Origin of the sequence: Legionella worsleiensis, from assembly GCF_001467535.1 — a bacterium.
GTDB classification, from domain to species: Bacteria; Pseudomonadota; Gammaproteobacteria; order Legionellales; family Legionellaceae; genus Legionella; species Legionella worsleiensis.
On record NZ_LNZC01000003.1, the window covers coordinates 51,305 to 67,292 of the forward strand.

Genomic DNA, 15,988 nt, shown 5'->3' on the forward strand with positions numbered 1-15,988 from the left:
GACAATTGATATGGCAAAATTATTTAAGTTCAGAGATCTTAAAACCGCAACTGAATTGGCGGCGTTTTCCAAAGGATACATGGACTCTTTTCAGGGGAAACGACTTGACCCAATTCAGGCTATCAAAACTGAAACTCTATTCTCCTATAAGCGCATTATAGGTGTTTATGAGGGGACACAATTAGTAGCTGGATACATAATTAATCAATATCCACATCGTTGTTTTGAATATTTTACGGCAGAAGAACAATTAAATATTATTGAAGCTTTGGGGGGCAAGCAAAAAGTCTGTGAAATAGTTGCACTTTGGAAATCAAAATCAATTTCTCGCTTGATGTTTAACTTGAACATTGGGTCCAATATTATTTTTGATGCTCTAAAAGAAAATCGTCCCTTCATTTTTGGCTGTTCCTATGCCGGCCATGGAATGATAAAACGCTACACTTTATTAAGCCCAAAGCTTGTTCGTAAAGGAACACACGATAATGATCTCACTGTTTTTTATTTTCGTCGCAGACAGATGATCATGACCTATTTATTGACACTGACCATTACAATTGCCCAAGCAATTTATCGTAAGCTATTTGGAGTAAAAAAATCGGCACAGGCGATAATCAATGACTGACCATCGAAAATTAAAAATACTCCATTATCTATTTTTTGATCTTCTTAGCGCATTCTTCGCAGTAGGTCCTGCCGTTTTAACATGGTCTGTTATTATTTTTCTGGTCTTTTATTTTTCTGGCTCAACTACCTTGTTGATTATTGTTTTATTACTGTCACCTTTATTGTCAGGTTTGACCTTCATATCTTTTTTAGCACTATTTAAGTTCTTTATTCCTAAACTAAAACCTGGCGTGACTCATATAGGATTCAATAAAAATACTCTTTCATGGTATTGTCATTTAGCATTAAATCGTTCCATAAAGGTGTCTGGACTTAGGTATCTTCTCAATATTTCCTATTTACTTAAATTTTTACTCTATCGTGCTTTAGGCGCTAAAATTGGCTTTGGCATCAATACGCCAATGGAATTTACCTTTGTTGATCTTCCCTTATTAACCATTGGCTCAGGAACAACTTTCGGTGAAAATGTTCATGTCTCCTGTCATTATTTTACTGGTGATCGCCTGTTATTAAAGCCAGTCACAATTGGAACAAATTGTTTTCTTGGCGCAAATTGTATTATAGGCCCTGGCAGTAAAATCGGTGATAAAGCGTATGTAGGCTATGGAAATATTGTATCTGGCGACGTTATTGCCGATAACGAATATATTGGAGATTTGGAATGGAGAAATGGCAGTCCAACACGGGTCATGAAGATTCAAAAAAACAATTTAACACGCCCAAAAAAAATACAAAAACATTAGAATTGTTGGACAGCGATCTCTTCGTCCCACGAGAACAACATAACCGCTATCTTGTTATTTTTTTTGTTCTATTAAGTCTGTATCAATATTTTATTTTGCCCTTTTTATTGCCTAAGACAGGCATCCTCTTGATACTAAATTTACTGCCCCTTATGCTGGTGAATAATAGCTTCTGGTCACTAATTCACGAGGGAATTCATTCCAAATTATCAATGAATCGAAGGGGTAATGATATGATGAGCCGCCTATTGGCTATCTGTTTTGGCTCACCCTTTCGAGCGATTCAACAGGCTCATCTTTTACATCACAAATTTAATCGAACAGCAATGGAACGACATGAAGAATATGATCCTGTTTTATTATCACCACGCATAGCCCGACTTGCTTATTATTTCCGTTTATTCATTGGGGTATACATCCAGGAATTATTTTTTCCGCTAATTGCCTTATTATCACGCAAAATAATAAAAACGAAATTAATGAACCATTTTCCTGCAAATTCTTACCAGCAGATTGCGATTGAACGATTCTTAAAAAAGAAAAATAATTTACCAGAAACCAGAATTGATCTTTTATTCATTTTTTCTATGTTTTTTCTTAGCTTTTATTGCTACGGCTCATATTGGCCAGTATTAATTATTTTAATGATGGCTCGTGCATTTTTTATTTCTGTATCGGATTATTCTTACCATTATGGGAGTAAAACAGACGACATATACTTTGCTTTTAATTTCAAGCTACCAACGTGTTTGGCTATTTTTATCCTTAATTTTAATTATCATGGAACACATCATCGTTTCCCAAGGCTTCCCTGGCATGCTCTACCAATAGTTTTTGCTTCTGAAGAAAGGGATTTTGAATACAATTTCTTTCATGGACTAGCGAGACAGTTACGAGGACCTCGACCTGTTTCTGTGATTTAACCCCAATTTCCATAGTCCGCTAGCAAGTCACGCCATGCCGGTCTTTGGGCATTGGAAGTCATTTTTCCTAACGAAACCACATGCCGTCATAAATGTCCATCTGAGACATTCCCTCTCCTGCGAAGCGTCATCATCACAGTTCCTATCGCAGGAGAAGGGCAGTTCAACGTGAAATTGAAAAAACTGTGCTCAAATCAAGAGCACGTCATGTTTAAAAAACTTCAGGGACGTTACTTAATGAACCTTAAAGCAGCATACAGGATTTCTTGGTGCTATCATCATAGTGAATCCCCATAAATTAAGAAAGATTACATTGTATCATATTCTGTTAATTGGATAAGCAAATAATCGTTTTGATTTTTTTTGACTCATCTTTGCAATCATCATTGACGCATTCACCTCTATTTAGCTCATCAAATTGCTAAATTCAGTTGTAGCCACCCAAGGATGGGGTATCTTAATTTCATCATTTTTGATCAACTGCTCCAATACCCCTAGATTTTTTGTGGAATACGAAAAAAAACCATCAATAACGAAGCACTGCACCCGAACGGTGAGGTCTAAAAAGCCTGCTGCGTATAAACCACCAACTGTTCTTAAAAATTGTTCTCTTGTAGGGCGATAGTGGCCGCTTGAATTACTAATTGTCTCAATATTGTTGTTAATAATCATTATTTGCCCAGCTGATTGAACAGGCTGAGACGCTCTGATAGAGTTGTGGAAACAAGAAGTCATATTCTTGTCTGTTAATATGTACAAGCCACCTTTGGGGGAAACGACATAGCGATACATACCATTTGCAATATATTCCTTGTTATCGTTATTTAGTTGATATAAGCCTTCTTCATCACGATAAGTCTTGAATTGTTTTTTCTCTGTTTGCATCATTTGTTTTCCAATACCGCCCTGCCATCCAAATGTTAAAATTCCTGATAGATAAGTATGATAAAAATGAACGGTAGCCAAATTAGAAAAAAAGGCATTGGGATATGTTTTTCCGGGTTTCACTGGTTTTCCAAATTCAGTTTGTTTGGAAAAAAATGATCGCATGAATAAAGGGGAGTAAGAGTAAGAAGGCAAAGAAGTTGGATTATTTTCGTATTCATTTCTCTTAATTGCTTGTTCCAATATTTCAGGATCTTCCTCTTTATACTCTCTGGGCAAGGAAGCTGTTATATTAATATTTTCCAATATACTATTTATGCTCAACACAGCAATTAAATCTAAATCTGTTTCTGATGTTCTTTCCGAAGACAAGAACACATCTTCACTTCTAGCGGCCATAATTATCTCAAAATAGTAATAAATATTAGAAACAAAGTGTATCACGTATGATCATTGAGGTCAATTTGGGGTCTTGTCGGGCACAGATGTTGCGAGTTATCTTCCATCACTAACTCACATTCCAAGAAACTTGTTTCAGTATTAAACAAAAAAAAGATGAGATATTAAACTTTACATGGGTATGCAGTATTGGTCTATTAGGTTAGAAATTTTTAATATGCATCAAGAAGATAATAAATCAGTGAAAAACACTCGTTGATGATAATAATTGCCTCCGACACAATTATTGAGCTATCTTGACATAAATATGCCCTTTTGGTATAGTTTCTTTCATTTTGTTTGATTTATTTCATTGGATTTAAAACATGGCTATAATATTTAGTGTTTATTTTAATGGTACAGATGACAGCAATCATGTTCCGGAAGACGGGCTGGGAAGAATAACACTCGCAGCATTACTGAATCACATTACAATAAAAGATGATCATAGTAGTTACTCCGTATGTGTGAATGGTTGCGGAGTTGAGACCAATGACGTGCGTGATCTTGGTACAATATTTACTTTTCATTTGGAAAAGCAAGTAATAAGAATAGCGGAACAAGTAGAACAATTGGTTCATAACAGTGATTCAAATGTTATTTTAAATGTTTATGGCTTTAGTCGGGGCGGAGCAGCAGCTTTTTTATTGTGTCAAAAGCTAAAGCATATTCCAAGTGATCGTCTAACAATTAACGTCGCATCATTTGAGCCAGTTCCAGGTAATTTTATCACAGGTGTTTATGGCGATATTTTACTCGGCATCAATAGCACGCTCTCAGCCGCAGTGGCGAATTTAACGGATTGCCGTAATTTAAGTAACATGCTTGTTTTATTTACCAATGAACCTTTGCCGGATATAGCATGCCATGCACCTATTTTACCTGCATATCCAAGAACGTGTAAAACGGAAGTCGATATAACTCCAGGCTGTCATAAGAGCGCAGTATTCTTTTTTAAAAAAGGAGCCGAAGTTAAACCCCTGAATGATGAAAGTGCAATAATATTTCATCGAATAGTCGATTTTATGCAAAAATGTGGCACCTCATTTAATTTTAAACTATTAGACTTACACCCAAACTTGATATGTTCGAATGAGTATTCAGAAGATACTTTCATAGATAGACGACTATTATCGTTATATGAAGGGCTTACCAGAGAAACATTCTCATCAGACGTTGGTAAAAGTCGTTCAATGCACTTACGCAATACTATTTTTACCGCAGATAACCCTAAAAAATATTTAAACAGGTTTCATCAACAAATAAGCAATGTAGAAGATATTAACGATAAAAACAGCGTATTGACTCTACAGGAATACATGCCACAACCCGTTGACAGTCGTGCAATTTTATTAACACAAATGGTATTTGCACTGGCTATGTTTTTAATCATATACAGTAAATATTTTAATAATCCAAGCTTGGAAAGTGAGTTCCACCCACCTCTAAGTTTATAATTTATTACAAAGAGGATTAATATAATTTTCACGCAGTTGAGGGTAATAGACTCAAAAAAATAAGACTACACTTCCATTTTATTGACCCAGTAGTGGTGTAAGCGGGTTATCTCGAGAGGTGTCCATAATAAGTTTCCTGAGTTGTTCGGTAGGCATTATATTCCTTATAAACGATGCTGGTTAAACGCTTAGCGCATAAAACCAGCATGAGCGAGCCGTTTTAAAACCTATAACCCAGAGCGCTGTCACTGCGAAATTCATTGCACCACGCATGCATTTATCCGGATTATGAATACGATTAAAGACGTCTACATCAAAATAGATGTTATGTAGTACCGTATTTTCTACGGTTACCATCTTTATTCTGATTGATATAAAATCGAACTGAACTAAAAAAAGACGTTTCTTTTGTTCGCAGGGGTCAGCGCCTGAACTCAAAAAAAAATTATTCAGGAACAACATGCCAAATCATATCGACTTGCTCAATTTATCTGATAACCAGTTCAATAATAATGTTCAATTAAATCATGAGGCACTTGCGTTGCTCGTGTTGCATGACTTACGTATTCATAATACGCAATCGTTTATGCTTGCTGGATCAGAGGATTTGGCTGCTTTGTTGCCAAAACTTCATCTGCAGGATGAAGGCGCCGAGGCATTAATTCTATTCAGACCACTCGTTCACTGCATTGCTATCTATATGCGGGTGGTGAATAACCAGGTCCATGCGTATTTGTTTGATCCCCAGGGTTTAGGTATGAGGTATTCCCCGGTACCTCCGGCTCTGGACTGTCTCAGAGCCTTTTTTCCTGACGCCAGAATTATTCTGTCAACGGATGAGTTGCAGACTCGGAGCCACAACCAGGGCTGTGCTCAATACAGTTATTTTTTTCTGAGCTATTGTGCCGAACAGGGGACACACTTGTTTACAGATTACGCCAGTCCGGATAACTGTCAAGCGGCCGAGGATAGCAATCGTGTGGAGTATCACGTGCGTGATAATCTGCCTGAAACATTGAAACAAATCGCAATGTCGGTTAATCCACACTGGTATGTTGAATACAGGAAAGAGCAATTACTACTGCTGGATCAACTGATTCATGCTTATTATGTAGACGAGCATCAACAAATCGATAAACAACGTGTTATTTCAGTCGTTAAAACCCTGCAGGGCATTGATTTACCTATCGTAAAGTTTTTTTCAGATCATCGGGAATCTACTACCAGAATTGTCAGCAAAGAGGGTGGTCGTCTGGAAGTGCATCTTGATGTCATTCCTCACAGCAACTGTTTGTTGTATAGCCGGCAACTACTGCCAGTCAAAAGCGCAGACAGCTTGTTTTGTTTGTTTGACGGGATACCAGGTATTCTTGTCTCGCATGATCCGGTAGGCAGCAAGCTCGTTATTGACGCGGCATCCAGGTCTGATCTGATGGGTGCCCTTGCTGATTTGCAGCATCATGAGGAAAGGCTCTGGAATGCACACATGCGGCAATTGGGAGGATTGCAGGCAGTAATCAATGATATTCGCTTTGAACTGGAATTGCAGGAAATCTGCCAGAATGCCGATGGTGGCTTCACCCAACACCAGGTGCAATTGGCCTTGCAGGCAGCACTTGAATCGAAACAATCGGTTTATGTTCCCGGTATCGAGATGATGTCAGGCGAAAAGGCTGTATTCTCATTAGACTCATTGCGAGAGGATGGCTACCGTCATGTTGCTTTTTCATTTCAGTCATCCAGCCATCATCAGATTGCCGTATGGATTACCTTAGGCGAGGCCGCTCATGCGGTTGCTCTTTATGACTCGAATGGTAATGCCTCAATAACCGCAGAAGCAAAGCAGCGACTGCAGGATATGTTGTGTCTGGAAACCCGTGACAGCTTCCAGTCTGTTGCATTCCCGTTCCCACATCAAAGCGATGAATGGTCATGCGGTGTGCATGTGTTTGACCTGTTGACTCATCTGGCAGAGGTGAATGATTTGTCTCATCTGGGCATCCGCCAGAAGGCCAAATGCCTTTATACCTTGTATTATCAGGAAGCCAATCGAATCCAGGCATTAGAATTGGCCAGAGCCAAAAATCAGCAACGCATTCAAACCCTGTTGGACCGTATTGAACAGTATCGCCAGAACCATATACTAAGTGCCTCATCTAACGGCGGTGATTTTCTGACACCGGTGTCAGATTATTTAAAAAAGGCCTATCAATCCAGGTTGTCGTTTAGTGAATTGTTGAATGGCTATGACGGCAGTGACAGACAGATGCTCAGTCTGATTCTGAAGATAGCTGATAAGCGTCACAATATGTCTTCCTCTGGCTGGAGAGTCGTATTTAATCTGGTCGAGGGAAGGCAACTGCCTCCTGCCATGCATAGACGCATATTGCCAGTCTTCCAGAAAGAAATTTCCGAAGACTTGTCGCATGAACAACGGACAAGCCTCATTGATATCATAACCAATGGCGTTCAACCGTCTTTCAAGGATATTTTGGCTGAGGTGATCAACAACGTCTTTCAAGAAGCGAAAGAGGCGGCCCAATTCGAGCAGTGGATAAAAAATGAAGGCGGTTTTGATGCCAGCAATGCCCGGGCACTGTGTTATCATTTGCTCTGCTGGCTGATACAGCAGGACGACCAAACGGAACGCCTTGAGTTATCGAGGATAAGGCGTATTCAATCAGAGCGGAAAGCATTAAACGCTGCCATTAAAAACAGTGTTCAATCCATTCTGCAAAAAAATGATATACCGCAGGAAGAAATCGACAGGCTCCTGAACAACGGTGGCCTGACACATCGTTTTCTTGTCCAAATCGCCCATTTATCTCAAAACGGTTTAGATACGCTCGCACTGGACGTTCGGGTTGCGTTTTTATTGTTTCTGTCGCACGATCTTTCTCGGCAATTAGCGCTGGCAGGCAAACTGCCATGGCATGATGAATCCTTTCGTAAGCTGTTTCTATCCTGGCTGATTGCCTCCGATAAACGACAGTTATTAACGCTTTTTGATAAACAGGCTTTGGAGGACAGTGTTTATCATAACCAGATTTTCTCAAGTACAATCAGGATTAATACTGACGCATTTGACGAGTCGAGTGTATTTGAACACTTATGTATACATCATCTCATTGAATACTTATGTGCTGATAATAAGAATTTGACACGAATGATTAAATCCTCTGAGCATCTGATCCGACTGGTTAAGGCATTTCCGCTTCACAAAGAAAATATATACACCTCACTTTGTGATAATTACGCTGATTTCAGGCGGCTGGTGTTGAGAGATAATCACAGCTGGCTCGATACTGTCGGCCTGTTTCCGCAATATGCCGCACAGCTGTTTGAGCAAGTGTGGACCAATACAGACGATTTCTACCGACTGATAGCCAACAGCAGCTGTGCCTTTTTCAGGACTGTCAAGACGTTTCCGGAGCAGGCGGATAGACTGTATAAAGAACTTCGAGGCAACCTTCCCGTTTTTAATGACTTGTTAAAATCTCGAAACAGCACCTGGCTCAAGACAATTCGGTACTTTAAGGAGCATGCGGAACCACTGTTCAGAGAGGTTGAACAGAACCCCAGAGATTTTCAACACCTGGTGATGCACAGTCATGAAACCTGGCTCAATACGGCCATTCAATTGCCTGAATTTGCTGACGATCTGGTGGATCATCTGTTGCAACAGCCGGACACATTCAGGCGACTGGTGGATACGCATTATCTATTGGTCCTTACCGCCAGAAAGCTACCATCGCAATCGAATCGATTGATCGAGTATGTCCTGAAAAGCAAGGAAGATTTCTGGCACCTGGTGATGCAGAATGCCAATACCTGGCTCGGTACCGTTAACCAGTTTCCTCAGCATGAAGAACAACTGGTTCAATGTCTGCTGGAAGATCCGGACAATTTCAGGCGTCTGGTGAGCAGTCATTATATCTTGATCCAGATAGTCAGGCAGGCACGCAATTATAAGCATTGCGTGATGCGATATATATTAAACAGCGAGCGGGAGTTCGCACGATTGGTCATTAAGGACATTCATACCCTGCGCAGCATAGCAGACCATGTTCCAGATGTTGCGAATGAGATATTCGTACGTCTTTGCAATAGCCCTATAGATTTTAAGCGTATGGTAATGTACAACAAAAATACCTTTCTGAGAGCCGCCCAACAGTTTCCGGAGCATTCACAATGGCTGTTTGAGCAGGTCTGGAGTAACGCTGACGAATTCAATCGTCTCATGTCGCCAGATGGGAATGCCCTGCTTAAAACAATCAGACACTATTCTGAACAACGCGAGCAACTGTTTGAACGAGTCTGGAACAGTCCAGAAGCTTATGAACGGACAGTGCATGGCAGCCTCGATTCCTTTATCAATATGGCAAGGGCGTTTCCTGCTCATGAAGTCAGGTTGATTGACAGGCTTTTGAGTAATCAGGATGCCTGGAATCGTTTACAGGGTGCAGGCTATCAATGGATCAAAGCCATCACACAATTACCGAAATCAGCGGACAGGTTGTTTGATTATGGTCTAAATTGCCCTGAGCGGTTCAAGCGACTGATCGCAGACAATTACCAGTTCATTGAGGCTATCAAATCATTACCCCATTTTGCCGCCACACTGATTTGTTTCGTTTTAAGCAGGCCTGATGATATAAGGCGGTTGATAACCTGTGACAACAGAGCCTGGCTCAACACTGTTCGGCAATTGCCTCGGCAGGTGGAGTTAATGCCGGAGTGTATTTTCAACAACCCGAATGATTTCAGGCGTCTGGTACAGCAGAGTAATCACACCTGGCTCAGCACCATTCAGCAATTCCCCGAACAGACTGATTTCCTGGTGAGCTGTGTTTTCGATGAGCCGGAATCGTTCAGGCGATTGGTGTTAGAAAACAAATACACCTGGCTCAATACCATCCGTCAATTACCCAAACAGCTTGAGTTACTCGTTAAACGGGTTATGGAAAATCCAGAGGATTTCAACCGAATGGTGATGCACGATGCCGACACCTTCCGGATTGCAATACAGCATCTGCCGCAATACAAGAAAACACTGATTAAAATGGCATTAAGTTCCCCGCATGGCATAAAGCTTCTCTTTGACCGCAGGTTTCAGCTGAATGACCTGATCGAGCATTACCCCAAATATGCTGACAGTCTTTTGAATTGGGTTTTGTGTAGGCCGGATTATTTTAAGACTCAGTTAAGGTATCCTTCTTGCTTACGTCAGTTAGCCCGACAGTGTCCTGAGCACGCAGACCGACTGCTGGAATGGGTTCTGAGCAGGCATGATGAAGCCCAGCGCCTGTTGTTTTGCAATAACAACGAATGGGTAAGTACGGCTGCATGTTTTCCCGACCATGCGGAACGTCTGTTTAATCAAGTCTGGAGTGTTCCGGATCTCACACGGCGTCTCGTGTTTGAAAGTAATCTTGACTGGCGCAACACGGCCAAAGCTTTTCCACAGCACCAGACGAAATTGTTTGAACCGGTCTGGAATAATCCGACTGAGTTCAAACGGCTGGTCACGTATGATTTAAAAGTATGGTCAGATACAGTCAAAGCTTTCCCAATGCATAAGGACAGACTGATTGAGCGGATATGGAGTAATCAGGATGATTTTAATCAATTGGTGTTGAGAAACATATATAGCTGGATGCGTATGACCACTGTTGTTCCTGAGAAAAGGGAGCAACTGTTCGAACTGGTCTGGGGTAATCAGGCCCTTTTTTCTCGCATCCTGAATCACAATGATGCCTTGCTGACTGCCGTGAAAAAATTCCCAGAGCATAGGGACAGGTTGCTTGAGCGGCTTTTGAATAACGACGAGGATTTTCATCGGCTGATACGCAATATTGAGGCGTGGTTTAGAGCAATTACCGAGTGCCCTGATTTTTCAGAGCGACTCATAGACCGGGTATTGAATAATCGAAACGAATTCAATCGGTTGGTACGCAACACGGAGGACTTGCTCAAGGTCGCAGCACAACCTCGTCCACTGGTGAAGGGGATAATGGAGCAGGTTTTAAAGAGTAATGAGGAGGAGTTCAAAAAACTGGTATCCAGTTCTACAGATTTTATTAAGATACTGGAGCACTTCCCAGACTTTAGGCTTGCTTTGTATCAACGTGTTCAGACAAACCAATATCAATTCGAACGGCTGGTTATGGAAAACGCCAGGAGCTGGGAGCATTTAACCGTATTGATCCCGGAGCATTCGGACAGTCTGTTTCGGTTGTTTTGGAACAATCCCATTTATTTTTCGCATTTGATTATCAGCGAAAATAATAATTGTTTCAGTACCAGCAATCTGCTGATTCACACGGCTCAAATATTTCCAATGTATGCGGACATGCTGATTGAACGTGTTTTGAATGATGAAGAAATCTTCCGCCGCATGATAGGTTGGAACTGGCATCTCTTCTGGCAAACAGTCGATAAATTTCCGCATTATGCTGATGAATTGTTTGAGCGGATATGGAACAGACAGGAATATTATCAACAGCTGATTACAAAAAACACCTATTACTGGGGTACTGCGGCCCAACGCTTTCCGCTGCGCACACCGGAGATCTTCGAGCGGGTCTGGGACAGCCCAAAAGACTGCGAGCGATTGATATTGAACGATCTCGACAATTTTCTTCTGACAACCCATTACTTCCCGGAGCACGCCGAAAAACTGTTCGAGCGATTGTGGCGCAGTAATACACAGTTCATAAATCTTGTTTCTAGTAGGGCTTCTAATTTTATTCGATTTGTCAAAAAATTCCCAAATCATGCCCAAGCGTTGTTTGACCGGTGTTGGAACAGTGATGAGGGATTTCTATGCCTTGCCAATAGAAATCGTTTATTCTATTTTGAATTTTTCAATATAGTTAGTGAATTTCCAGACTATAGCAGAGAGCGGTTTGAACGGGTTTTAGATGATCCGGCTGATTTCAGGAAACTGATGGCAGCTACACTGAATAGCTGGATTTACGCCATTAAAAGATTACCTCATCATGCGCATGAATTGATAGAGCGGGTTTTAACTAATCCGATTGATTTTGCTCGACTAGTGACCTGTGAACAGGATTGGATAAAGCTAATCGAAGAATTACCACAGTATGCGGGCATGCTGTTTGAATCGATCTTCAGAAATCAGCCTGCCTTCTTCAGGAGAAGGTTTTCATCCACTGATACGCTGGTGCGTATCGCCAGAATAATTCCCCAGTCTGCGGATTTATTGCTTGAATGTGTGTTGAAGCAGCCGGAGGAGTTCAGACGTGTGATAGAAAATTCATATGATTTGAATCTCATCATTGCTAAATATCCTCTCTATGCGGCTGGTTTGAGGGAACAGTTTGCCGAGATTCAGCGCCAGGATGCAAAAGCTGTTACTGATAGTCAACCCAGACCGTCAGGTACAGCGCAGCAAAGCCAAACTTCAAATACCAACGGGCTTAAGCTGTTTTTTGGCAGAAATCTGCAAGGAGAGCGGAGTGCTCCAAGCGAAGAGCATCATCCATGTGTGCCGTGCAGGCTATCATGAATGTTGCAGACAGGTGAGTCTCCTATCCAATCCACTCAAATCACGCTCCCTACGTGCCGCACTTTAGGTGTGGCCTGTGAATGTTATGAGCCAATTGTCAAAATACCTTGATTGGCCTGGTGCCTCGGAACTTACGCTCTGACGGAAAAAAATCAAATCCTAACATATTTCATTGCATGCACAGCTCTATAATTAACTTGAGGGTCGACCTCACTGTGCTTATTAAGAAAATCAAAGAGGGGTTCAGCCGGGAGCCTGACGCCCAGTAATGGCCTATTGATTTTAAATGCCATTTGATTTAATTGTTTTTAAATCAAATTAAAAAAACTATATGAACCCAACTTTCATGCAAGTGAATACATTATTGTAAATGCAAGGTTAATCGCATATAGAGTTTAATATTGTGGCCAGAACAGCACCAGACTTAGTGATAAATGAGATTCATAATCTTATTCAGAAAAAACGCATAAGATAATGACTATTTCAAATCTTGCTGATGCCCTTAATGTACGTTTTCGTACCATTGGACTTCAAACTCCTGAGCATATCACTCACGACAGTGTGAAATCATGGCCTTGCGCAAGCAGAAGGAGGCTCCATCCCAAAGCTTTGCTCTCCCACTGTTGAAGCACACACTGCATCAGTATTTGGTTCGTGCTGTTTATAGGTTAATTTCGGAGTCCGCGCTCTATGATAAGCAATAGTGCTGGCAACACGTTGATCAACTTCTATCTGGAAATTTATTGTCTCAATCATTGCGTTAGTTAATTCCTGTCTTGTGACATTCTGCTTTCTTGCATATTTAACCGATTCATAAACTGCGTTACATGATACAAGAATATTGGCCACACATAAGTATGCCGCCAGCATGGATTCTGGATAAAAAAACTCAGCACCAAGACCTATTATCGTTATGATAACACTTAGCCCCAACCTCACGTATATAGGAATTAATGGATTTCTGTAATTTTTTATCAGTTCTTCGATAGAAGGTATTGAGGACAGCATCTCATGTGCATGTTTTACAGTTGATAAAAATGATACAAATATTGTTCTCTGCGCTGCTCTTTCTCTGGCAAGTCTGGTGTCGTATGCTTGTCTCTTATGGGGATCTTTTAATACCCGGTAAGCTGAAATTACAGCCTGATAATGCATCACGGTATTATCATCATTCACTCCGTTATGAAAAATCTTTATTTGCTGCCTATAGGCACTGCGTATTACTTCAAACGATGTGGTTTCAGATACTTGAAGGGCTTCATAATGCGTGGAGCTACGCAAACGACTTTTTTGATGGCCCAAATTACGAAGGATGAGTGCGTTTGAGGACATATAAAATTCTGTATCTAATAAAACCAAAATTATTATAATCGCATCACTATTGTTTTTTCAACTTCTGAACTTTTCCATCAAGCTCTTTATTTGTAAAGAATCATCTGCGAAACTAATAAATAATGCTTTTAGTTGTTATGGTTTAAGTTCGGAATCAACTTTACCTGATTTTTAACCTTTATTTTATACGTTCATTAAAATTATAATTAAATCAATAAGATAGAGCAGTGTAATATAACAATGGTAATACATTGGTATGTTATGCTAACTTCTTGTTTGTTAGTTTATTTTTTGTTTTGATATTCGGGTTCACTGCCGTATAGGCAGCTTAGAAATAATAAAGGCATGAGAAGCTCGATGTGTTTGAGTTCACTGCCGTATAAGCAGCTTAGAAATGAAATATCAAGGCCGGAATGAATACCATTACCTCTCATGCTTTTCACCATGCACCTAAGGTATTCGTCTGTTTACCATAATAAAGAGCTGTTCAACACTTCCAGTTAAAATCCTAAAGGCTCCAATCAACAGGGTTTGTTCCGTTCACTTGTAGCCTGTATTAGACAACGTCGTAATACAGGGATTTTTCAGAGTATTTCAAGGGTCTATGGCAAGCTTAGAACCTGTATTACGACGTTGTCTAATACAGGCTACTGTTATTGTAAGGATCTAATAGCATAAGGGACAACCAAACAACTTGAAAACTTCATTCCAAGTAGATACTGTCTTTAAAGGCAAGCAACCTTTTAATGAAAATTTTGCTTACCTTTAAAGACAGTATCTGCTTTGTGAGCATTACCGTTCACTGCCGTACAGGCAGCTAAGAAAATTAATGAAAAACCAAAAGGCCATAATTAACCCAATGGCTTATTTTTCTGCTAGCTTCATGCACACTATATAACATAACGTCAGTTATGGATAAAAGAATTATAATGTATTGAAAATATTGAGTAAAAAAATAGTGCTTGATAGCCTTGCCTCCTTTTAAAGCGCCAAGTTATGAGAGGAGTCAAAATGCTATTGGCATTTTGGATAAGATAGATGAATAAAATTGAACGAGATGGCTTTTCGCTAAACTACAAAATAGAAGGGCAGGGGATACCAATAATCGTGATTGGTAGTCATCTTTACTATCCGCGTACTTTTTCAGAAGCTCTACGTGAAAAAGTACAATTAATTTGTATGGACCATCGTGGTTTTGGTTCAACATCGAGATCGGTGACAAACGAGGATTTTTCTTTATCCAAATTAATAGAAGATATAGAAGCGTTACGCAAACATTTAGGTCTTGAGACGATGGCTTTATTAGGGCACTCCGGTCATGGCTATATTGCTTTGGAATACGCAAAATACTACCCCCAGCGAGTATCCCATTTAATTTTATTGGCGATGAGCCCATGCGCAGGAGCCGAAAATTTTACGGCGGCTAATCGTTACTTTGAAGAATCCGTTTGTCCTCTCCGTAAGCAATTACTTAATGACAGCTATCCAACCTTAGAAGAAGCAATCCTAGCCAATCCAAGGCGTGCTTTTATTATCCGTATGTTAGTATTTGCCCCCATGATTTGGTATCAACCTGATTATGACGCAACTTGGCTGTGGGAAGGCGTTGAGGTTATTCCAGAAATGTTTGAGCATGTTTGGATGCGAGTATTTCCTGAACTTGATATCACAAAACAAAGCGATAAATTACAATGCCCAATTTTCTTAGGTTTGGGACGTTATGATTATTGGAATCCACCCTATTTATGGGAGCCAATGCGCTTTTATTTCAAGCAATTAACTATCCGTGTTTTTGAGCGAAGCGGCCATACGCCACAACTAGAAGAGCCAGTTCTATTTGATGAAACCTTATTAACTTGGTTGAAGCAAAAAGAAATCTGAATTTAGCTGCTTTTAGTGAGCCGTCAGACTTTTGATTGTGTAGACCCTAAACAAAAAAAGCAAATAAGGTGAGACAAAGGATGGGCTGTGATAGGATTAATTTTAGAATCATTGTCCAGCGAGCTAAGTAAGGAGAAAGGCAATGATCATGGAGTCGCAGAATTATAAAAA

10 protein-coding genes are annotated in these 15,988 nt (G+C 40.4%); 6 read left to right on the plus strand and 4 right to left on the minus strand.

The genetic code is table 11. The features are described from left to right. Positions 1-10 precede the first annotated feature (10 nt). The 3 genes from Lwor_RS02180 to Lwor_RS02190 are packed head-to-tail and all read left to right on the plus strand — an operon-like array spanning position 11 to position 2,293. Positions 11-625 (plus strand): hypothetical protein, encoded by a 615-nt coding sequence (locus tag Lwor_RS02180; RefSeq protein WP_058492261.1) that lies wholly within the window; start codon positions 11-13, stop codon positions 623-625. Continuing rightward, the gene (locus Lwor_RS02185) at positions 618-1,370 is read left to right on the plus strand and encodes an acyltransferase (RefSeq protein ID WP_058492262.1); all 753 of its coding nucleotides are present in this window, start codon (positions 618-620) and stop codon (positions 1,368-1,370) included. The genes Lwor_RS02180 and Lwor_RS02185 overlap by 8 nt, the downstream gene beginning before the upstream one ends. Further along, positions 1,289-2,293: a fatty acid desaturase family protein gene (locus Lwor_RS02190; RefSeq protein ID WP_083501562.1), complete on the plus strand. Its 1,005-nt coding sequence runs from the start codon at positions 1,289-1,291 to the stop codon at positions 2,291-2,293. The genes Lwor_RS02185 and Lwor_RS02190 overlap by 82 nt, the downstream gene beginning before the upstream one ends. 405 nt (positions 2,294-2,698) lie before the next feature. Here Lwor_RS02190 and Lwor_RS02195 read toward each other — a convergent pair whose 3' ends face one another. Continuing rightward, positions 2,699-3,577 carry a hypothetical protein gene (locus Lwor_RS02195; protein ID WP_058492264.1) on the minus strand — a complete coding sequence of 293 codons (879 nt, stop codon included), beginning with the start codon at positions 3,575-3,577 and terminating at the stop codon, positions 2,699-2,701. A 365-nt stretch (positions 3,578-3,942) separates the two neighbouring features. Here Lwor_RS02195 and Lwor_RS02200 point away from each other — a divergent pair, with 365 nt between their 5' ends. Next, positions 3,943-5,073, plus strand: coding sequence for a hypothetical protein (locus Lwor_RS02200; RefSeq protein ID WP_058492265.1), 1,131 nt, complete (start codon positions 3,943-3,945; stop codon positions 5,071-5,073). A gap of 180 nt (positions 5,074-5,253) precedes the next feature. Here Lwor_RS02200 and Lwor_RS14040 read toward each other — a convergent pair whose 3' ends face one another. Continuing rightward, positions 5,254-5,430 carry a hypothetical protein gene (locus Lwor_RS14040; RefSeq protein WP_157063118.1) on the minus strand — a complete coding sequence of 59 codons (177 nt, stop codon included), beginning with the start codon at positions 5,428-5,430 and terminating at the stop codon, positions 5,254-5,256. Between the two features lie 103 nt (positions 5,431-5,533). Here Lwor_RS14040 and Lwor_RS02210 point away from each other — a divergent pair, with 103 nt between their 5' ends. Further along, positions 5,534-12,604: a hypothetical protein gene (locus Lwor_RS02210; RefSeq protein WP_058492267.1), complete on the plus strand. Its 7,071-nt coding sequence runs from the start codon at positions 5,534-5,536 to the stop codon at positions 12,602-12,604. A 567-nt stretch (positions 12,605-13,171) separates the two neighbouring features. Here Lwor_RS02210 and Lwor_RS02215 read toward each other — a convergent pair. After that, positions 13,172-13,963 (minus strand): J domain-containing protein, encoded by a 792-nt coding sequence (locus Lwor_RS02215; RefSeq protein ID WP_157063119.1) that lies wholly within the window; start codon positions 13,961-13,963, stop codon positions 13,172-13,174. A 257-nt stretch (positions 13,964-14,220) separates the two neighbouring features. Then, complete coding sequence (locus Lwor_RS13680) at positions 14,221-14,370, minus strand: hypothetical protein (protein WP_157063120.1); 150 nt, start codon at positions 14,368-14,370, stop codon at positions 14,221-14,223. 604 nt (positions 14,371-14,974) lie between these two features. Between Lwor_RS13680 and Lwor_RS02220 the strand changes: the two genes are divergently transcribed. Beyond that, positions 14,975-15,817 (plus strand): alpha/beta fold hydrolase, encoded by an 843-nt coding sequence (locus Lwor_RS02220; RefSeq protein ID WP_058492269.1) that lies wholly within the window; start codon positions 14,975-14,977, stop codon positions 15,815-15,817. Positions 15,818-15,988 lie beyond the last annotated feature (171 nt).